The 17,557-nt window shown below is 57.4% G+C and carries 20 protein-coding genes; 9 read left to right on the top strand and 11 right to left on the bottom strand.

Going from position 1 to position 17,557, the window contains the following annotated elements:
* Window positions 1-7 precede the first annotated feature (7 nt).
* From ACSSVV_RS02380 to sthA, 3 genes are all read left to right on the top strand, one after another.
* Window positions 8-1,057 carry an FAD:protein FMN transferase gene (locus ACSSVV_RS02380; protein ID WP_031211001.1) on the top strand — a complete coding sequence of 350 codons (1,050 nt, stop codon included), beginning with the start codon at window positions 8-10 and terminating at the stop codon, window positions 1,055-1,057.
* Between the two features lie 12 nt (window positions 1,058-1,069).
* Window positions 1,070-1,312: a (Na+)-NQR maturation NqrM gene (gene nqrM / locus ACSSVV_RS02375; RefSeq protein WP_011785398.1), complete on the top strand. Its 243-nt coding sequence runs from the start codon at window positions 1,070-1,072 to the stop codon at window positions 1,310-1,312.
* A gap of 72 nt (window positions 1,313-1,384) precedes the next feature.
* Window positions 1,385-2,776, top strand: coding sequence for a Si-specific NAD(P)(+) transhydrogenase (gene sthA / locus ACSSVV_RS02370; RefSeq protein ID WP_011785397.1), 1,392 nt, complete (start codon window positions 1,385-1,387; stop codon window positions 2,774-2,776).
* A gap of 28 nt (window positions 2,777-2,804) precedes the next feature.
* On the opposite strand, the gene ACSSVV_RS02365 is transcribed toward sthA, so the two are convergent.
* From ACSSVV_RS02365 to dusA, 5 genes are all read right to left on the bottom strand, one after another.
* Window positions 2,805-3,578: a glycerophosphodiester phosphodiesterase gene (locus ACSSVV_RS02365; protein ID WP_011785396.1), complete on the bottom strand. Its 774-nt coding sequence runs from the start codon at window positions 3,576-3,578 to the stop codon at window positions 2,805-2,807.
* Window positions 3,575-4,702, bottom strand: a complete 1,128-nt coding sequence (locus ACSSVV_RS02360) for a 3-deoxy-7-phosphoheptulonate synthase (RefSeq protein WP_014421087.1) — start codon at window positions 4,700-4,702, stop codon at window positions 3,575-3,577. The genes ACSSVV_RS02365 and ACSSVV_RS02360 overlap by 4 nt, the downstream gene beginning before the upstream one ends.
* Before the next feature lie 14 nt (window positions 4,703-4,716).
* The gene (locus ACSSVV_RS02355; protein WP_022991577.1) at window positions 4,717-5,166 is read right to left on the bottom strand and encodes a tellurite resistance TerB family protein; all 450 of its coding nucleotides are present in this window, start codon (window positions 5,164-5,166) and stop codon (window positions 4,717-4,719) included.
* 26 nt (window positions 5,167-5,192) lie between these two features.
* Window positions 5,193-6,158, bottom strand: a complete 966-nt coding sequence (gene tal / locus ACSSVV_RS02350; protein WP_023010560.1) for a transaldolase — start codon at window positions 6,156-6,158, stop codon at window positions 5,193-5,195.
* A 117-nt stretch (window positions 6,159-6,275) separates the two neighbouring features.
* A complete protein-coding gene (dusA, locus tag ACSSVV_RS02345) occupies window positions 6,276-7,289 on the bottom strand; it encodes a tRNA dihydrouridine(20/20a) synthase DusA (protein WP_121206828.1) in 1,014 nt (337 codons plus the stop codon).
* Between the two features lie 127 nt (window positions 7,290-7,416).
* Between dusA and ACSSVV_RS02340 the strand changes: the two genes are divergently transcribed.
* The 3 genes from ACSSVV_RS02340 to ACSSVV_RS02330 are packed head-to-tail and all read left to right on the top strand — an operon-like array spanning window position 7,417 to window position 9,547.
* Window positions 7,417-8,949, top strand: a complete 1,533-nt coding sequence (locus ACSSVV_RS02340) for a YdbH domain-containing protein (protein WP_031210984.1) — start codon at window positions 7,417-7,419, stop codon at window positions 8,947-8,949.
* Entirely contained in the window at window positions 8,946-9,161 is a 216-nt protein-coding gene (locus tag ACSSVV_RS02335) for a YnbE family lipoprotein (RefSeq protein ID WP_011785390.1), read from the top strand. The genes ACSSVV_RS02340 and ACSSVV_RS02335 overlap by 4 nt, the downstream gene beginning before the upstream one ends.
* 41 nt (window positions 9,162-9,202) lie before the next feature.
* Window positions 9,203-9,547, top strand: a complete 345-nt coding sequence (locus tag ACSSVV_RS02330; RefSeq protein ID WP_023010501.1) for a YdbL family protein — start codon at window positions 9,203-9,205, stop codon at window positions 9,545-9,547.
* A 3-nt stretch (window positions 9,548-9,550) separates the two neighbouring features.
* Here the strand turns inward: ACSSVV_RS02330 and ACSSVV_RS02325 are convergent, their stop codons facing one another.
* The gene (locus ACSSVV_RS02325; protein ID WP_023010500.1) at window positions 9,551-10,183 is read right to left on the bottom strand and encodes an HPP family protein; all 633 of its coding nucleotides are present in this window, start codon (window positions 10,181-10,183) and stop codon (window positions 9,551-9,553) included.
* 210 nt (window positions 10,184-10,393) lie between these two features.
* Between ACSSVV_RS02325 and ACSSVV_RS02320 the strand changes: the two genes are divergently transcribed.
* The gene (locus ACSSVV_RS02320; protein WP_023010499.1) at window positions 10,394-11,308 is read left to right on the top strand and encodes an ROK family protein; all 915 of its coding nucleotides are present in this window, start codon (window positions 10,394-10,396) and stop codon (window positions 11,306-11,308) included.
* Between the two features lies 1 nt (window position 11,309).
* Here ACSSVV_RS02320 and ACSSVV_RS02315 read toward each other — a convergent pair whose 3' ends face one another.
* The gene (locus ACSSVV_RS02315) at window positions 11,310-12,161 is read right to left on the bottom strand and encodes a DUF3883 domain-containing protein (protein ID WP_023010498.1); all 852 of its coding nucleotides are present in this window, start codon (window positions 12,159-12,161) and stop codon (window positions 11,310-11,312) included.
* Between the two features lie 144 nt (window positions 12,162-12,305).
* Between ACSSVV_RS02315 and ACSSVV_RS02310 the strand changes: the two genes are divergently transcribed.
* Window positions 12,306-12,917 (top strand): class I SAM-dependent methyltransferase, encoded by a 612-nt coding sequence (locus ACSSVV_RS02310; protein WP_023010497.1) that lies wholly within the window; start codon window positions 12,306-12,308, stop codon window positions 12,915-12,917.
* On the opposite strand, the gene ACSSVV_RS02305 is transcribed toward ACSSVV_RS02310, so the two are convergent.
* The 3 genes from ACSSVV_RS02305 to ACSSVV_RS02295 form a co-directional block, all read right to left on the bottom strand.
* Window positions 12,914-13,966, bottom strand: a complete 1,053-nt coding sequence (locus ACSSVV_RS02305; protein WP_023010496.1) for an NAD(P)H-dependent flavin oxidoreductase — start codon at window positions 13,964-13,966, stop codon at window positions 12,914-12,916. The genes ACSSVV_RS02310 and ACSSVV_RS02305 overlap by 4 nt on opposite strands.
* A gap of 37 nt (window positions 13,967-14,003) precedes the next feature.
* Entirely contained in the window at window positions 14,004-14,744 is a 741-nt protein-coding gene (locus ACSSVV_RS02300; RefSeq protein WP_023010495.1) for a type 2 periplasmic-binding domain-containing protein, read from the bottom strand.
* 76 nt (window positions 14,745-14,820) lie between these two features.
* Window positions 14,821-15,261 (bottom strand): methylglyoxal synthase, encoded by a 441-nt coding sequence (locus tag ACSSVV_RS02295; RefSeq protein ID WP_023010494.1) that lies wholly within the window; start codon window positions 15,259-15,261, stop codon window positions 14,821-14,823.
* Window positions 15,262-15,468: 207 nt separating this feature from the next.
* On the opposite strand from ACSSVV_RS02295, the gene ACSSVV_RS02290 reads away from it, so the two are divergent.
* The gene (locus ACSSVV_RS02290; protein WP_023010493.1) at window positions 15,469-16,272 is read left to right on the top strand and encodes an SDR family oxidoreductase; all 804 of its coding nucleotides are present in this window, start codon (window positions 15,469-15,471) and stop codon (window positions 16,270-16,272) included.
* Window positions 16,273-16,338: 66 nt separating this feature from the next.
* On the opposite strand, the gene ACSSVV_RS02285 is transcribed toward ACSSVV_RS02290, so the two are convergent.
* Entirely contained in the window at window positions 16,339-17,511 is a 1,173-nt protein-coding gene (locus tag ACSSVV_RS02285) for a trans-sulfuration enzyme family protein (protein WP_023010492.1), read from the bottom strand.
* Between the last annotated feature and the right edge of the window lie 46 nt (window positions 17,512-17,557).

Here is a 17,557-nt window from a genome sequence, read left to right as displayed (position 1 = left end):
AGACCGCATGACATCCCGCATGTTCCGACCCGCCAGGGTAGCCGTGGTCAGCGTCTTTATGGCGCTGGCTCTGGCCACCCTGGCGGGTTGTTCGTTTCAGGAAGAAGAAAAAGTCTGGGAGATCTCTGGCGGGATTTTCGGGACGACCTATCACATTAACGTCGTATTGCCAGAAGATGAGCAACGGCTTCAGACTCTGGCCAAGGGCATCGAGAGCACGCTGGATCAGGTGGACAATGCCATGTCGACCTGGAAGCCGGATTCCGAGCTGTCTCAGTTGAACAGTCTGCGGGACCAGTCGGAGTGGGTTGAGCTTTCGCCGGCATTGTTCGAGGTTATCCGGCGGTCAGTCGAGATTGCTGAACTGACGGGTGGGGCGTTCGACGTGACCATTGGCCCGGTAGTGAATCTCTGGGGGTTTGGGCCCAAGGCGCGGCCTGAACAGATACCCTCCGACGATGAACTGAACACCGTACTTGGTGGCACCGGTTGGGAGCACCTGGAGTTCGATGAATTGGCCAGTGCCATTCGCAGCGAGAAGCCCCAGTACATTGATCTGTCGGGTATTGCCAAGGGCTATGGCGTGGATGCGGTGGCCCGTTACCTCGACAGTGAAGGTGTTGGCGCTTACCTTGTGGAAGTGGGCGGCGAAGTGCGTACCAATGGACGCAAGCCGGACGGTACCGCCTGGCGTCTGGCTATTGAGCAACCGATAGAGCAGGGCCGGGCAGTAAATAGTGTGGTGGCGCTGGATGCTCAGGCCATGGCGACGTCCGGCGATTATCGTAACTATTACGAATCGAACGGCCAGCGGTACTCCCATACAATAGACCCTGAGACGGGAAAGCCGATTGGTCATCGACTGGCATCGGTTACGGTTATTGCAGAAGACTGTATCACGGCAGATGCCTTGGCAACCGGCTTTAATGTGATGGGTTTTGACAAGGCCATGGGCCTGGCAACCCGTGAAAACATTCCCGCATTTTTTATTGTGAGGGGAGACAACGGCTTTGAAACCCATCAGACACCGGCGTTCTCGTCTTACCTTGTCCAGTAAAGGAGGGCAGTAATGGGTACCTTTCTTTTGGTGTTGTTTATTGTGGTGCTGCTGATTGCCGGTATGTCGATCGGTGTGATTTTCGGTCGAAAGCCGATCAGCGGAACCTGCGGTGGTATTGGCGCTCTGGGAATCAGTACTTCCTGTGAGATTTGCGGGGGCAATACCCAGAAATGCGAAGAGAGCCGGAGCGGCTCGGATGAGCCAGTAAAAGCGGAAGACCTGGCATACGATGCCACCAAGGCCGACAAATAACCGCTCCAGGCCAACAATACATTAATAACTATAGCTACGCTTTCAGAGTGTAGATAAGGAGTCAGTGCGCGCATGGCAGAGCATCATTACGACGTGGTGGTTATTGGCGCCGGTCCTTCGGGAGAAGGGGCGGCAATGAATGCGGCGAAGCACAACAGGCGCGTCGCGATCATTGAAGACAAGCCTACGGTTGGCGGTAACTGCACCCACTGGGGCACCATTCCGTCCAAGGCACTGCGTCACTCGGTCAAGCAGATCATCACCTTCAACACCAACCAGATGTTCCGGGACATTGGTGAACCGCGCTGGTTCTCTTTTCCGCGGGTATTGCAGAACGCCCAGAAGGTGATTGGCAAACAGGTGAAGCTGCGCACTCAGTTCTATTCCCGTAACCGGGTAGACCTTATCAACGGCCGTGCCGCATTTGTCGACAAGCACCGGTTGGAAATCCGTGGCAACAAGTCCGTGGAAACCATCCATTTCAAACAGGCCATCATTGCCACCGGTTCCCGCCCGTACCTGCCGCCCGATGTCGACTTCCGTCATCATCGGATCTACAACTCAGACTCCATTCTGAATCTGTCCCACACCCCGCGTACCCTGATTATCTACGGTGCCGGTGTCATTGGGTCGGAATACGCCTCTATCTTTGCTGGACTGGGTGTGAAGGTAGACCTGATCAACCCGGGCAGTCGCTTGCTGTCGTTCCTGGATGATGAAATTTCCGATGCCCTGAGTTACCACCTGCGTAACAACGGTGTATTGGTTCGCCACAATGAGCAGTATGAATCCGTGAAAGGTGACGATCACGGCGTTGTACTGTCACTGCAATCCGGCAAGAAGATTCGGGCCGATGCCTTCCTGTGGTGTAATGGCCGTAGCGGCAATACCGAGAATCTGGGGCTTGAGAACGTGGGCCTGACACCGAACAGCCGGGGCCAGCTGGCAGTAGACGAGCATTACCGCACGGAAGTCGAGCATATCTATGCCGCCGGCGATGTGATTGGCTGGCCAAGCCTGGCCAGTGCCGCTTACGACCAGGGGCGGGCGGCCTCGTCTGACATTACCCAGGACGAGTATTTCCGCTTTGTGGACGACGTGCCTACCGGCATTTATACCATTCCGGAAATCAGCTCTGTTGGTAAAACCGAGCGCGAACTGACCGAAGCCAAAGTGCCATACGATGTCGGCCAGGCGTTCTTCAAGGATCTGGCGAGGGCGCAGATTACCGGCGAAGCCGTGGGCATGCTGAAGATTCTGTTCCACCGGGAGACCCGGGAAATTCTGGGGATACACTGCTTTGGTGACCAGGCTGCCGAGATTGTTCACATCGGCCAGGCCATTATGAATCAGGAAGGGGAAGCCAATTCCCTGAACTACTTCATCAATACCACCTTCAACTATCCGACCATGGCGGAAGCTTATCGGGTAGCTGCCCTCAACGGCCTGAACCGTATCTTCTGATCAGACCGTTGCCCACCAGAGCCTTGCTTCAGGCGGGCTCTGGTGAGGTTTCCCGGATCGGCAGATTCAACACCGCCTTGGCCCGGTTGTCGAAAAACATACGGGTGCTGGTGGGGTAATCGGTGATAATACTGTCGACCCCCATCTCTTCCAGAAGCAGCATGTCGTGGATACGGTTAACCGTCCAGGTAGAGACATGCATGTTCCGTCGATGTGCCGTCTCGACCATGCCTTTGGTCAGAATTTTCCAGTTCACACAGAAATATTCGCAGCCCAGCCGGGTGGCCAGGTTCAGTGGCTTGGGAAACTTGCGCTCGGCTACCAGGCCGATGCGTATGTTTTTGTCGCGCCGCCGGATTTCTCGCAGAAACCAGGGATCGGACGAGGTGATGGCGGCCGTCTGGTACAAATCCCGGCGCTGGATGATCTCGGTCAGGCGATTGCACAGGATGTTCAGCCTGTGCCGTGCATCCTTTTTCACTTCCAGTTGAAGGTGCTCAATGTCATCAAACTGATCGAGCAGATTCTCCAGCGAGGGTATACCGGTTTTCCGGGACCATGAGCTGGTATTGCGGCGCGCATCCATCTCGGCCAGTTCGGCGGCGGTATACTTGCCGACACTGCCTTTCTGGCCGGTGGTGCGGTCCACGGTCAGATCGTGCACCAGTACCGGGATGCCGTCTTTAGACAGCACCAGATCCAGCTCAAAATGCCGGATGCCATGCCGGTGGGCATGGATGAAGCCAGGCATGGTGTTTTCCGGAGCCTCTCCTTTGGCTCCACGGTGACCATAAACGATCATTCTGCTGTAGTTTCCCTGAGGCGTTGGTAGATGGCCTGGCGTTTCTTCCAGGTCTCGTGGCACAGGCGAATATCTTCCAGGTAGGCCGGCAGTTCGCTCATCAGAAGCGCCTGAGGGCCGTCAACCAGGGCTTTCTCCGGTTTTGGGTGGAAGTCCACCAGCACCATGTTGGCGCCGGCAATGACCCCCTGTGCGGTCGCGTGCATCACATCAAGAATACCATCCGGTGACTGGTCCCGGCTGCCCACGGAGTGTGATGGGTCCACACACACCGGCATGCGGGTCAGGCGTTTGACCGCAGGCACATGGGCAAAGTCCACCATATTGCGGTGGGGCAGGCCGGCCTCGGTTTTCATACCGCGTAAACAGAAAATGACGTTGGCGTTGCCCTCGCTGGCCAGATACTCGGCTGCATTCAGGGATTCGTTCAGGGTGATACCGAAACCACGCTTCAGGAGCACCGGGTAGGTGCTCTGCCGGCCAATGGCCTTGAGCAGCTCGAAGTTCTGGGTGTTGCGGGTGCCTACCTGCAACATCACGCCGGTTGGCCGGCCGAGTTTTTCCAGGCAGGTGTCGATTTCCTCGATATGGCTTTCATGGGTGATTTCCATGGCAATCACCTTGATGCCATGCTTGCCTGCTTTCTCGAACACCCAGGGCAGGCAGCCCTTGCCGTGGCCCTGGAAGGAGTAAGGGTTGGTGCGCGGCTTGTAGGCACCCATTCGGGTACATACCTCACCGTTGTCTTCCAGCGCCTGCAGCATCATTTCCACATGCTCGGGTACGTCCACCGCGCAAAGGCCGGCGAAAATGTTCAGGTTGTTCTGGCTGAACTCCACGCCGTTATAAGTAAACCCACTCTGGCGTTGGTCATCCTTGTGGCGCCCAAGAATCCGGTAATCCTCGGAAATCCGGATGGCGCGTTCCACCGCCGGCAGGGCTTCAATTTCTGCTTTTTCCAGGGATTTGGTGTCGCCCAGCAGGTAGATTTCGGTCAGTCGCTGGCTGGCACCCTGAATTTCGTGTACCCGGATACTGACGCCCGGAAGGTTTTCCAGGTATTCCATGGTCTGGCGATAGGCTTCACTATCGAGAGCGGTATTGGGGTGAAGAATGGCTAACATGGAATCTCCTTGAATCAGGATGCGGATTCTTCCGCCCGGTGCCGGGCCTGCATGAACTCGCGATGATTAAGATGCAGCAGGTCTGCCATTCGGCGAATAAGGTGTTCCTCGTATTTGTCGATACGGCCGTCGGCAAAGGCTACCCGCCAGATGCTCTCCAACAGGGATTGCTTCTGTTGCTGATCCAGATGATCGTTAATCTGCCCGGTAAACTGATACAACGATGTGGCGTCCTCGGCGTGGGCGAGGGCATCGTGCAGGATTTCCTCAGCCTCTTCCCGGGTAATCTGATGAGCCCTCACCGCACAGTCGACAATGGTCTTCAGTTCCCGCTCATCTTCCTGGTTATCGACCCGTGACAGTTGCACCATCAGGGCCGTGGCTGCCACGGCCAGTTGATGTGCATCCGGCTCGACCGGCTCTGACTCGGCAACGGAAAACAGTTTCTTCAGGCGTTCGATCATGGTCAGTTACTTCGTTTCAACAAATGTCAGGCCGCCTGGGCGAGCTGGCGGACCCGGTGCTCCAGTTCGATCTGGTCTGCCGCAAAACGGCGAATGCCATCAGCCAGCTTTTCGGTGGCCATGGCGTCTTCGTTGGATTCCCAGCGGAACTGCTTCTCGTTAATCTGGCCCGGCTTGTCGTGCGAGGAGGCCGTCTCCGGGTTGAGTTTCCTGGCCAGAGAGCCCTGATCATCCTTCAACTCCTGCAGCAGTGCCGGACTGATGGTGAGCCGGTCGCAGCCGGCCAGCATTTCGATTTCGCCGGTGTTGCGGAAGCTGGCACCCATTACCACCGTGTTGAAGCCATTGGCCTTGTAGTAATTGTAGATGCGTGAAACCGAAAGTACGCCAGGATCTTCCTCGGCCGGATAGCTGTCGCGCCCGGAGCTGGCCAGGTGCCAGTCGAGGATACGGCCAACGAACGGTGAAATCAGATGGGCGCCGGCCTGGGCGCACGCCACTGCCTGCACAAAAGAAAAGAGCAGCGTCAGGTTGCAGCGGATGCCCTCCTTCTCAAGCTGCTCTGCTGCACGGATACCCTCCCAGGTGGAGGCGATCTTGATCAAAACACGGTTAGTGTCCACGCCCTGGCGATCGTAAAAGTCCACCAGGCGGCGGGCACGTTCCAGAGTGGCAGAGGTGTCGAAGGACAACCGGGCATCTACCTCGGTGGAGACCACGCCCGGAATCAGCCCGAGAATTTCCTTGCCAGCCAGCACTGCCAACATGTCGGTTGCGACCGTCAGCTGTTCGGCATCCGAGCCACCGTGTTGTGCAGCATGGGCCACGGCCTTTTCCAGCATGGGCCGATACGCCTCAGAGGCCGCGGCCTTCAGCAACAGAGAAGGGTTGGTGGTGGCGTCTTCCGGGCGCCACTGCCGGATAGCTTCGATATCGCCGGTGTCGGCCACAACCGTGGTCATGGTTTTAAGCTGTGCGAGTTTGCTGTTCATTCGTCCTGTCACCCCGATGGTTCGGTGTTATTCGGGCATTCATCCACAATGCCCTTTTAACTCCTACAATAACGGCAGCTTACGACAGTAACAAGACAACAAAAGGTATGGTGGCGATCAGGTTTCCAAACTGGGTTCCGGTTCTCTGACTTTCGCCAGCGCCTGTTCGACTACTTCCAGCCCGGAGCCGGGTTTGTTGGCATTCTCACTCAGATGGCGGCGGAACTGCCGTCCCCCCGGCTGCCCGAGGAACAGGCCCATGATATGGCGGGTAATGTGGGTGAGGTACACGCCCCGGTCCAGCTCCTGCTGAATGAACGGGAACATGGCCCGGAGCGCCTCATGGCGACTGGTAACGGCCGGTGGCTCGCCGAAAAGCTCAGCGTCTACCTCGGCCAGCAGCCAGGGATTGTGGTAGGCCTCTCGCCCCAGCATCACGCCATCGGTGTGGGTCAGGTGCTCGTGGCACTCCCCGAAGGTTTTTATGCCGCCGTTGATGATGATTTCCAGGTGCGGATAGGCCTGTTTCAGACGATACACCCAGTCGTATTTGAGGGGTGGAATATCGCGGTTCTCCTTCGGGCTCAATCCTTCAAGAACGGCGATGCGGGCATGCACAATGAACGTTTTGCAGCCGGCTGCTGCCACGGTTTCAATAAACTCGCACAGCTCGTCCCAGGATTCCCGGCCGTTAATACCAATGCGGTGCTTTACCGTAACCGGAAGGTCGGTGGCCTCAATCATTGCGGCCACGCCCTCTGCTACCTTGTCTGGATGACCCATCAGGCAGGCGCCGATCATGTTGTTCTGCACCCGGTCGCTGGGGCAACCCACGTTCAGGTTAACCTCGCTGAATCCGAACTGTTGCGCCAGACGCGCGCAATGGGCCAACTCGTTAGCGTCGCTGCCGCCGAGCTGAAGCGCCAGCGGATACTCTGAAACATCGTGGCGCAGAAAGCGCTCGGTATCGCCATGGATGAGCGCACCTGTGGTGACCATTTCTGTATAAAGCAGCGCCCGCTTGCTGAGGATGCGGGCCAGGTAACGAAAGTGCGGGGTGGTCCAGTCCATCATGGGAGCGACGCAGAAGCGACGGGACAGGGCCTTTGAGGTGGCTTGTTCAGAAGTCATCGTATTCCGGATACAGAAAAATTCGGAGTGGAGTCTAACACGAAATATGATCAGCCCTGCCTCCGTAGTATCCTAAATCCGGCTCTCTATACCTGCATGGAGTAATCCAATTTATCGGAACGACTGGATGATACTGCCACCGCCAAGATCCCCAGCCAGCTTCTTTCGGGCCCTCTGGTTCTGTTTGGTTGCTGTGGTGGCTGGCGCCCTGACACTCTCTCAGGCAAATGCCACGCCATGGACGTTCTCGCTCCAGCAAGGTCGGATGGACCTGGCGCTGCCTGACTATGAAATCGCCGGCTGGAAAGCGACGGGCATTCACGCAGATATCGTCAATTCTGTTGAAGCAAGTAACAAGCAGGTCGGCGTTACCTTCCGCCCGGGGTCCCGGCTGACAATAGCCCGCATTGCCCGGCAATCCGGAAGCACCCCCGCAGAGTTAATAGATGTTCAGCTGGATCTCGCGGATACCGAGGTAGCCGTTGATCTTGGCGCCCCCGGTGCTATGCCGGAACGCACGCGCATCTCCGGAAATGTGCGCATCGACGTAGCGGAGATCCGCCACCCGAGCCTGAAGCCCCAACGCTGGTGGTTTCAGGGCGAGACGAGCGGAACGCTGGCAGATCTGAAACTTGAAGGGACGCTGAATGCCAGCTCCGGCCTGACAGCCAATCTCGTCTTGCGTAACCGGTCGGCGAGCAACTTCACTGCCGACATCCGCACGACCATGGCTGCGCAGAATGCGGGAGAGGCGCTTGCGGCCACGCTCATGAACTGGCCGGAATTGCTCTCCCTGGACAGCGGTGAACTGACACTTCAGGCAAATCTCGGGGTGGAGTCCAATGAACCGCTGACGGCGGATGCCTGGCTAGACCTTACTGACGTTTCCGGGGTAATAGACCGCACGGCGGTCACCAACCTGAACGGACGCCTGATGTTTGACCTGGAAGCGGACAGATTAATCGCCGCCCTGCGAGACATCCGGATAGGCGAAATCGACTCCGGAATCGGCATTGGGCCGATTCAGCTCCTGGCGGATTACGAAGCCAACCTGGCTGCGCCGCTCAGGGGGCAGCTTGCCGTTCAGCAGGCAACGGCCGAGTTTCTGGGTGGCCGGCTTCGCGTAGCGCCGCGCACTGTGGATCTCTCGAATCGGCCCTGGCATGTTCCCGTTGATGTCTATGATCTTTCTCTGGAACGACTGCTGCAGGTGTATCCGGCAGAGGGCTTCTCCGGCACTGGCTCATTAACGGGCAGGATTCCGGTCGCGGTGACCGACGCTGGTGTGCGAGTAGACCAGGGCGCACTAAGGGCGGTATCGCCTGGTGGCAAACTTATCATGCCGGCAGAACGCCTGCAGGCCATGCTGGGCAGCAGCGATGCCATGGAGCTGGTGGTGCAAGCTTTGCAAAACTTTCACTATTCGGTGCTGGAGAGCACGATAGACTACGATGAAGAGGGCAAGCTGGCACTCGGCCTGAGGCTGGAAGGTGAAAATCCGGATCTTCGTGGCGGGCAGCCGGTTGTGCTCAACATCAATCTTGAAGAGGATATCCCCGCCCTGTTAACCAGCCTTCAGCTGAGTGGCAGAGTGAACGAAGCCGTGACCGAAAGGGTTCGGGAACGGCTACAACAATCCGGGCAGGAGGCAGTGCCATGACAAACCTATGGCGTTGGTGCCGGCCACTGGCGGCCAGAACATTCCTGGTTTTAATGTTGCCGCTGGCGCTATTTGCGTGCACACCCACTGTGCAGATGGCGGCACCAAAAGAACCGATTACCGTCAACCTGAACGTAAAGATTCAGCACGAGATCTACGTGAAGGTGGACAAAGAAGTAGACGAACTGTTCAGCGAACAGGGGCTGTTCTGAGCGACACCGGGCAATGCCAACGGCTGACCAAGGGGTTGAATATGAAACGATTGATACAACTGGGCGCCTTTGTGTTGGCGCTCGCCGTAGCAATACCGGCGCTGGCCATGGGGCTGGAAGAAGCGAAACAGAAACTGGACACGGCTAAACAGCAGGGCCTGGTGGGGGAAACGCCAACCGGCTACCTGGACGTAGTGCGTGCAGAAGGCGATGCCCAGGCTGTGGTGAAAGCCATTAACCAGGCCCGCCGGGATGAATACACCCGCATTGCTGAAAAACACGACATTCCGGTGACACAGGTTGAGACAGTGGCCGGTCAGAAAGCCATGGAAAAAACGCCCGCAGGCCAGTTTGTGTTGATCAACGGCAAATGGGTGAAGAAGTAAGTCTCAATCGGCCGCTGGGGCCTGCTGCCGAATGGGAGCGGAACCCGTGCTGGCCGACCAGAGCGGATAGGGAATACCTGCCAGCCGGTTCATCACAAAGGCATGGGCCAACAGCAACGCCACCCCCGCCATGAGCACTGGCAACTGCGCCGGATTGGGCATCAGACCCAGGGAAACGATCAGTGCCGTGGCACCGGCCGGAGGGTGAGCAACCCGAAAAACTACCATCAGACAGCTGGTAAGCCCCAGCGATAATGCCGCCGCACCCACCCTGGGCAGATCAACACCGGTCATAAATGCCGATGCCTGCCCCTGAAGCCCGAAGATATACAGAGCCAGCAAGCCCATCAGCGCGCCGATCAGGTGCCCGCAGAGTGTATTTCTGGGAGACGCCGGTTGCGCCATGGGCACATAGAACAGAATAAAAGCCGTGGCGCCCAGGGAGGGGAAAATGAAGGCCTCCTGGGTAACCAGCGCCACAAACGACACCAAAGCAATGCTGAACCCGCCATTAACCAGGTTGAACACCGCCATCACCGTGGTACGGCTGTACTTGCTCGCCATGCGCTCCAGGTGCAGTGCCTGAACCAGGCCTTTGGTCAGTTGCCAGCGGATTTGCTCGTTCCTGCGTCCCATACTGCCTGTTCATGCCCTTATTTGGTGCGTTCAAGGGGGCGGGATGATAGGCACTGACGAATATCAAGGCAAACAGGGATTTTCGATAATGGTTAAGAGCTTGATGAATAACCTGTGCTTTTATCAGAAAGAAAACGCATAAAAATACCGGGTTCCCTTTCTGCGAATAACACCGTATTTTCTGGGAAACCGTTGAACAAAGAGTGCGGCATGGGAAGCAACTGGCTGATAGGCATTGATCTGGGAGGCACCAAAACCGAAGTCATCCTGATGGACCGGCATAGCCAGGAGCATTTTCGCCAACGCGTACCGACCAGCGTCGGCAACTATCAAGCCACCCTGCAAACCATCCACGCCTTGGTACAAAAGGCTGAAGCCCACGCCGGTACCACCGGAATACCCGTGGGCATAGGCATACCCGGCAGCGTTTCGGGCAAAACCGGCCGCATTAAAAACGCCAACTCCACCTGGCTGAACGGCCAGCCCATGCAGCAACACCTGCGTGAACTCCTGCAACGGCCCGTAACCCTGACCAACGATGCTAACTGCCTGGCGCTTTCCGAAGCCACAGACGGAGTAGGGCGCAACCACCACACGGTATTCGCCGCCATACTGGGCACGGGCTGTGGCGCCGGCATCAGCGTGAACGGCAAGCTGCTGACCGGCCCCAACGGCGTAGCCGGCGAATGGGGCCATAACCCGTTACCCTGGACACCGGAAGCCGAACTTCAAAAGCGCCCCTGCTTTTGTGGCCGGTACGGCTGCAACGAAACCTTTCTTTCCGGAACCGGGCTGTCACTCACCCACAAACTGCACACCGGACAGCAACTGCCCGCCCACAACATTGTTGAAAACGCCCGAAATGGCGACTCGCAAGCCACCGAAACCCTGCAGCAATACCTGAAGCACCTGGCCCGGGGCCTGGCCGCCGTTTTCAACGTGCTGGATCCGGACATCATTGTGCTGGGTGGCGGCATGAGTAATGCGGAACAGATCTATCGGGAACTGCCGGGAAGGCTTTCGAGCTATGTGTTTGGGGGTGAGTGTCATACGTCGATTGTGAAAGCCGCCCATGGAGATTCCAGTGGGGTGAGGGGGGCGGCTTGGTTGTCCGATTTGCTATAGGCTATCGCAACCTGCAGAGGAAATTGGCGGCATCCATATGGCAATGATCGCTGATTGAACCCTTCAATGAGAATAGCTTGGGAGATCTCCGAAATTCGAAAAGGCGGTATAGCTGAAACTGGCTTTGGAAGTCGGACGAAAACGAAACTTCATTGCGAGATGCATAAAACGGAGTTTCTTTCGCAAATGCCGTAGTTTTGACCTCAATGAATCGTTCTTTCCCAGATGTTTCGAACGATAGGATATCGTAACCCAGTCCGTCTCCCTTAGATTGAGAAACGTGTTCTATACGATTTGCTAAAGTGATTTCGCCCGCAGATCTGAGGCGATACTCTTCGTATTCAAGTACCAGTAACTCGCCCGCGTTTCCTAGAGCTGAGTTTCTGGCCTCCTGCGCAACATAGTCTCTTCGGGAGGCTGCGCGCTGTGGATGGTACGCGGATGATGGCTCCCTGATTTCTGCAGCTGTCGACGGTGCCTCAACGACAAGTCTAGAAAACTCTACTGAGCTCGGAACGGTTGCTGGCTGTTCGACAGCTGCTTGGGAGATACGATCGAATTCTGGATGTGAAGCAATCCAGTCCTCAACGTAAATCGCGAGCGCTTCTTGATAGTTACTTCTGGGTTTGTAGCCAGGTATCCAAAAGCAATTCAAATCCCGGAGTACTGCGCTAATGTTCTGGTGCTTCAGCTCAACAGCAGCATTGCTGCGATTATTGAGGTTCTCTAGTAGCTTTCGGCGGTGGGCACTTTTGTTATACCGCTGACCTGCAAGCTCGAGGGTCAACATCTTCATGTAATCTGCCACTGTAAGTGCTATTTCTTCGTTGCTCCAACGATCTGCCCTTGGCATAAAGAATCCTCTAAGACTGCAAGCTCAAGTAGGTGGAGCTATCTTGACCGAGTAATATTCATATGACAATTCGCGAAATAAAACGCTCTCAGTTATTCCAAGCCAAGCTGCTTTCTCATTGAGTCGACCGCGGAGGTCGCGTTAATGACCGTTGTTACATACAACATAAACGCCCAAAAATTCTTCACCCAATACCAGTCCCTGACCTTCGAACAGGTCCATAGCCACTGGCTCCCTCATTTGGATAATGTAACCGGCCTCGCGCTGGATGTGGGCGCCGGCAGTGGCCGCGATGCGCTGGCATTGGCGGAGCTTGGCTGGGACGTGGTGGCGGTGGAACCCGCTGCAGAGTTGCGCCGGCTGAGCGAGTCGGCAACGGCTCACCGCAGTATCCAGTGGGTGGATGATGCCCTGCCGGATCTGAGCGAGATCCGCAAACTCAGTTACCGGTTTGATCTGGTGCTAGTGTCTGCCGTTTGGATGCACCTGCCCCCCACACACCGGGAGCGGGCGTTCTGGATTCTGACTGAGCTGCTGGCGCCGTCCGGCATGCTGGTGATCACCCTGCGCCATGGGCCGGGGGATGGTGAACGGCAGTTTTATGAAGTCACCAAGGCCGAGCTGGACAGCTTTGCTCTTCGTCGCGCGGTTATGTCGGTGCCTTTGGCGGATTCACCTCGGGCCGATCAGTTAAACCGTTCCGATGTGTGGTGGGAGACCGCCGTTTACCTGGCTGCAGAAAAACCTTCCAGTTAAAGCATAAGCTGTTTCACCAACTCCCCCGCCGAAACCTCCCTGCACCCACTCACATTCTGCCCACTCCACAACGGTGAAAAATCGCCGGAGCCCGCCGCTTCAGCCGCTGCCCTGAGCGGCGCGATGGCGTTGGTTGCCAGTGGAAATGCCGGTGCGAGCTCTGATATTGGCCCGAGTTCTCGCATTATCCGGTTAACAATGCCCCGTGCAGGGCCTCCGGAAAACAGGTTTGTCAGGGCGGTATGCCTGGCCTGCGGGCTTTTGAGTGCCTGCCGGTGCAGGGGGCGGGTGGTTGCCTCGGGACACAGCATAAACGCCGTGCCAATCTGCGCTGCCGCTGCGCCAAGCTTCAACGCGGCCTGTACTCCCTCTGCAGTTGCAATGCCACCGGCCGCGATAATGGGAATGTTCACGGCGCCCACAATCTGAGGCAACAGGGCGAAGGTGCCCATCTGGGTGCTCATGTCTTTTGTAAGAAAAATTCCTCGATGACCGCCCGCTTCCAACCCTTGGGCGATAATTGCGTCTGCGCCGTGTTGTTCCAGCCAGATGGCTTCCTCCACAGTCGTGGCGGTAGAGAATATCTTTGCCCCGGCTTGCCGGACTCTATCCAGCAAAGCCGGTTCTGGTAGCCCGAAATGGAAGCTCACCACTGCCGGGCGGAAGGCTTCCACAATAGCTGCCGATTCTTCGTTGAAAGGCATGCGGCCGGGGCCGTTGCTGATGGAGGCTGGATCTATCTCGAATTCTTTGTAATAGGGCGCCAGTGCCTGCCTCCATCCGGCCTCCTGCGGGTCATTCGGGGTGGGCGGTGTATGGGCGAAAAAATTGAGGTTATAGGGGCCACCCTGGGTGGCTTCATTCAGTGCCTGAAGTTCTTTTTTCAGTGCATCGGGGCCGAGCATGGCGCAGGGCAGAGAGCCGAGGCCGCCGGCATTGGTAACTGCCGCTGCCAGGCGATAATCCTGAACGCCGGCCATCGGAGCCTGGATGACGGGTTTTTCTACGTGCAGTATGTCCAACAGTGGATGCGGCCATGATCGGGGCATAATGTGGGATCCTTAAAGGCGGTTTTCCGATGCTGAGTCAGCTTTTGCTGTGTTGATCTCGACGGAAGGACTCCAGTACTTCGGCTTTGATTCCTTCGCGTTCCAGTTGTTCGAGCACCTTGGCGAGTTGATCAGCGAGCACAGCATGTCGCTGGTTAAGGTAGTGGTAGAACGTAAAAGTCGTCACGGGCTTTCGGATCGGCTTTAGCCGATGCCAATGTTCGTTTGTCAGCGGCGATATGCCCTCAACATCCGAGACGAAAGCCACGTCAACTCTCCCTAGCTCCAGAAGGGAGCGGACCTGATCGTAATCGTCTGCAAGGATAGGCTCCATGCCGAGCTCTCTGGCTTTGTCCTCGGCGATGATGGCCCCCCGCAGTACAGATACCCGAAGAGGTTGATTCTTGGGCGAGTGTGGCAGGTCGTGGTTTTCTGTCTCCCGGACAACGGCCAGAAGTTTGCCCTGTAGAAGAGGGAACTCAACCCTGACGAGGTTGGGGTAATTCGATGCGACGGCATCAACCCGGTAGAGGTCGCCATCCAGGCCGCCATTGTCGGCCAGCAGAAGAGCGCGTTTGGTGGGCACCTCCATCACGGAGACACCGACACCCAAGCGTTGGTAGGCGATTTCCAGGATTTGCCTTGCGGCTTTCGCACTGGGCACCCCCTCAATGGCTGCCAGTCTGACTTCTGCCGGCAACCCGTTGGCCGTTGTATGGGGTGCAACGAATGCCAGAGAGGCAAGCACTGCGATCAGTAATCGACGTATTGCTTCCATAGTCTTTCCCCTCGGCTCCTTTCAAGGGTGTTCCTACATGTTAGTTCCGATCTGGACGTCTGGCTGTTTTTTTCAGTTACTGAACTTTACGACCAGTGTATTCCGAGAAGTCCGGCTTCTGTGGCTGGTGCTGGTCGTCGGTCATATAGGCGGAGGTCAGCACGAACTCTGCGGTGGCCCGGTTGCAGGCGACGGGGATGTTCCAGAGGGCGGCTATGCGCAGCAGGGCCTTGATGTCCGGGTCGTGGGGCTGAGGTTCGAGAGGGTCCCAGAAAAACACCAGCAGGTCGATTTCGCCCTCGGCAATCTTGGCGCCAATCTGTTGGTCGCCGCCCAAAGGCCCGCTCAGCAGGCAGTTGAGGTCTTTGCGCCCGAGGCTTTTACTCAGTAGCCGGCCGGTGGTACCGGTGGCGTACAAGCGCAGCGGGGCAAGCCGGGTGCGGTTTTCGTTCGCCCAGTCCACAAGTTCCTTTTTCTTGTTGTCGTGCGCCACCAGGGCAACGGATTTTACGGCCATGTTGCGTCCTTTGTTCTGTGAGAGTCCGTGAAAGGGGTAGAGTGTTTCATAAACGCGTGGCCCGGGAAATAGGACGATGGCGGCATCACACCGGCCCTCGTTGCGTCAATAGCCAAACTCGGGGCATTGGCCAGCATTGAAGGCATGGAGGATTCTGGTGGCCGGGGGTAGGCTGGCGGGATAACAACGATTTGCGGAGCATGCGGTATGAAGGGTGGTAAGGCACACAAGCATTCTGAGAAGCAGGTATACATCACCGGCGGTGCCAGTGGTATTGGCCTTGAACTGGCAAAGACTTACCTGCGTTCAGGAGCGGCGGTTACCCTGTTCGATATTCAGCCCACGGAATCCGCTGTGCAGGCGTTGGCGGCCATAGCCGGGCCGGAATCCGTTCGGGCGTTTGCCATGGACGTGACCAAACCGGGCGGAGTGAGAGAGGCCTTTGCATCCGCGGCGGAGTCTTTACCGCCAGACCTGGTTATTCATTGCGCGGGTATTGCCATTGCGGCCGATTTCGAAGCCATAGACGACGATGCCTATGCCCGGGTGATCAACATCAACCTGGTGGGCTCACGCAATGTGGTGGCTGGCGTGCTGCCCCATATGAAAGCGGGGGCGCACCTGGTGATGGTTGCTTCCATGGCCGGATTGGTGGGCTGTTACGGGTACGCCGCCTACTGTGCCTCCAAGTATGGCGTGGTGGGGCTTGCCGAGGTGTTGCGGATCGAACTGGCTAGCCGGGGCATTGATGTGTCTGTGGTGTGCCCTCCGGAAGTGGAAACGCCAATGGTGGAGGCTGAGCGCCTGAACCGCCCCAGGCAAACCGAAGCGCTGAAGCTGATGGCCGGCACCTTGCCTCTGGAAGTTGCTGTGGCGCAAATACGTAAAGGTATCGATCGCCGCCGGTTTATGATTATCCCGGGTTGGCGGGCCAGGGGGCTTTGGTTCACGAACAAGCTTTTGCCTGGCACGCTTACCCGCAAGTTTGCCGACTTTCTGGTGAGCCGCTGAAGTACCGGGGCAATCTCCTGAACATTTCAGGCCACGAAATGTCTCGGTGCTGACGCTACCCCAATCTCAGCCAAGTGCCTGGTTGAGATCGGCGATCAGGTCTTCCGCATCTTCCAGGCCAACAGACAGGCGCAGCATGCCATCGCCAATGCCCCGTTTGAGGCGCTCTTCCCGGGTCAGGCCATGATGGCTGGTGGCGCTCGGTTGGCTCACCAGGCTTTCTACGCCGCCCAGGCTGGTGGCGAGCAGAAAGACTTTCAGGGAATCCGCCACTTTTTCGGCTGCCTGCTGGCCACCTCCCACTTCAATACTGAGCATGCCGCCGAAGCCGGTCATCTGCCGTTTAGCCAGTTCGTGGCCTTCGAATGAAGGCAGGCCCGGGTAGTGTACTTTGGTGATTTTCGGGTGTTTTTCCATGGCTTGAGCTACGGCCATGGCGTTTTCGTTGTGTTGGCGGACTCGTAATGGCAGCGTGCGCAGGCTGCGGGAAAGCAGGGCAGCGGTTTCCGGGGCAATCAGCTGGCCCAGGTTCTTGCGCCAGGCAACCACGGGTTTTGCCAGGCTTGCAGAGGTCATCAGGGCACCGGCGGTCAGGTCGCTGTGGCCGCCCAGGTATTTGGTGGCGCTGTGCAAGACGAGATCTGCGCCCAGTTCCAGCGGTTTCTGGTTAATGGGGCTGGCGAAGGTATTGTCCACCGCCACCAGTGTACCTTGCTGGTGGGCCGTTTCAGCGATGGTGCGAATGTCCAGGATCGCCATGTTCGGGTTGGCCGGGGTTTCAAAATAGACAAGCTTGCCCGGTTCGGTGAGCGTTTTCGCCAGCTGGTCCTGCTCTTCACGGAACAGGAAAGTCACTGGAATCCCCAGCGCCTGGCAGTGATTCTTCAGCAGTTCCTGGGTGCCGCCATACAGATCGCCCACGCACACAATTCCGTTACGGCCATGGGCCAGAAGAGTGGCCGAAATTGCCGCCATACCGGAGGCAAACCCCAGGGCCGCTTCTGCGTTTTCCAGCCCGGCCAGTCCCTGCTCCAGTTCCTGAATGCTCGGGTTGGTGCCCCAGCGGGTGTACAGGTTGCCGTCGCTTCGCCCTTCAATCACATCCAGTAGGGCTGCCGTATTCTCAAACCGGTAGGTGGTGGTGTTGTATACCGGCGAGTAGGGGCTGCCGAAGGCATCCTTGTGGCGGCGATTGTGGATGATGCGGGTAGCGGGGCCTTGGTTGTCTGGGGTGGTCATGGTGGTTCCTGTTCGTCGCTAAATTGTATTGGATGGAGCCGCAGAC

The organism is Marinobacter sp. MBR-105, from assembly GCF_053628895.1.
The sequence above is the reverse complement of the archived record's forward strand: the minus strand, read 5'-3'. Positions and strand labels throughout refer to the sequence as shown.

What these genes read in the sequence shown, in the direction of transcription:
- ACSSVV_RS02290 (WP_023010493.1), top strand. Translation starts at nt 15,469, where the DNA reads ATGAAGGGTGGTAAGGCACACAAGCATTCTGAGAAGCAGGTATACATC.
- ACSSVV_RS02330 (WP_023010501.1), top strand. Translation starts at nt 9,203, where the DNA reads ATGAAACGATTGATACAACTGGGCGCCTTTGTGTTGGCGCTCGCCGTA.
- ACSSVV_RS02305 (WP_023010496.1), bottom strand. Translation starts at nt 13,966, where the DNA reads ATGCCCCGATCATGGCCGCATCCACTGTTGGACATACTGCACGTAGAA.
- ACSSVV_RS02335 (WP_011785390.1), top strand. Translation starts at nt 8,946, where the DNA reads ATGACAAACCTATGGCGTTGGTGCCGGCCACTGGCGGCCAGAACATTC.
- tal (WP_023010560.1), bottom strand. Translation starts at nt 6,158, where the DNA reads ATGAACAGCAAACTCGCACAGCTTAAAACCATGACCACGGTTGTGGCC.
- ACSSVV_RS02315 (WP_023010498.1), bottom strand. Translation starts at nt 12,161, where the DNA reads ATGCCAAGGGCAGATCGTTGGAGCAACGAAGAAATAGCACTTACAGTG.
- ACSSVV_RS02320 (WP_023010499.1), top strand. Translation starts at nt 10,394, where the DNA reads ATGGGAAGCAACTGGCTGATAGGCATTGATCTGGGAGGCACCAAAACC.
- ACSSVV_RS02285 (WP_023010492.1), bottom strand. Translation starts at nt 17,511, where the DNA reads ATGACCACCCCAGACAACCAAGGCCCCGCTACCCGCATCATCCACAAT.
- ACSSVV_RS02295 (WP_023010494.1), bottom strand. Translation starts at nt 15,261, where the DNA reads ATGGCCGTAAAATCCGTTGCCCTGGTGGCGCACGACAACAAGAAAAAG.
- ACSSVV_RS02340 (WP_031210984.1), top strand. Translation starts at nt 7,417, where the DNA reads ATGATACTGCCACCGCCAAGATCCCCAGCCAGCTTCTTTCGGGCCCTC.
- ACSSVV_RS02355 (WP_022991577.1), bottom strand. Translation starts at nt 5,166, where the DNA reads ATGATCGAACGCCTGAAGAAACTGTTTTCCGTTGCCGAGTCAGAGCCG.
- dusA (WP_121206828.1), bottom strand. Translation starts at nt 7,289, where the DNA reads ATGACTTCTGAACAAGCCACCTCAAAGGCCCTGTCCCGTCGCTTCTGC.
- ACSSVV_RS02360 (WP_014421087.1), bottom strand. Translation starts at nt 4,702, where the DNA reads ATGTTAGCCATTCTTCACCCCAATACCGCTCTCGATAGTGAAGCCTAT.
- ACSSVV_RS02380 (WP_031211001.1), top strand. Translation starts at nt 8, where the DNA reads ATGACATCCCGCATGTTCCGACCCGCCAGGGTAGCCGTGGTCAGCGTC.
- ACSSVV_RS02325 (WP_023010500.1), bottom strand. Translation starts at nt 10,183, where the DNA reads ATGGGACGCAGGAACGAGCAAATCCGCTGGCAACTGACCAAAGGCCTG.
- ACSSVV_RS02310 (WP_023010497.1), top strand. Translation starts at nt 12,306, where the DNA reads ATGACCGTTGTTACATACAACATAAACGCCCAAAAATTCTTCACCCAA.
- ACSSVV_RS02365 (WP_011785396.1), bottom strand. Translation starts at nt 3,578, where the DNA reads ATGATCGTTTATGGTCACCGTGGAGCCAAAGGAGAGGCTCCGGAAAAC.
- nqrM (WP_011785398.1), top strand. Translation starts at nt 1,070, where the DNA reads ATGGGTACCTTTCTTTTGGTGTTGTTTATTGTGGTGCTGCTGATTGCC.
- sthA (WP_011785397.1), top strand. Translation starts at nt 1,385, where the DNA reads ATGGCAGAGCATCATTACGACGTGGTGGTTATTGGCGCCGGTCCTTCG.
- ACSSVV_RS02300 (WP_023010495.1), bottom strand. Translation starts at nt 14,744, where the DNA reads ATGGAAGCAATACGTCGATTACTGATCGCAGTGCTTGCCTCTCTGGCA.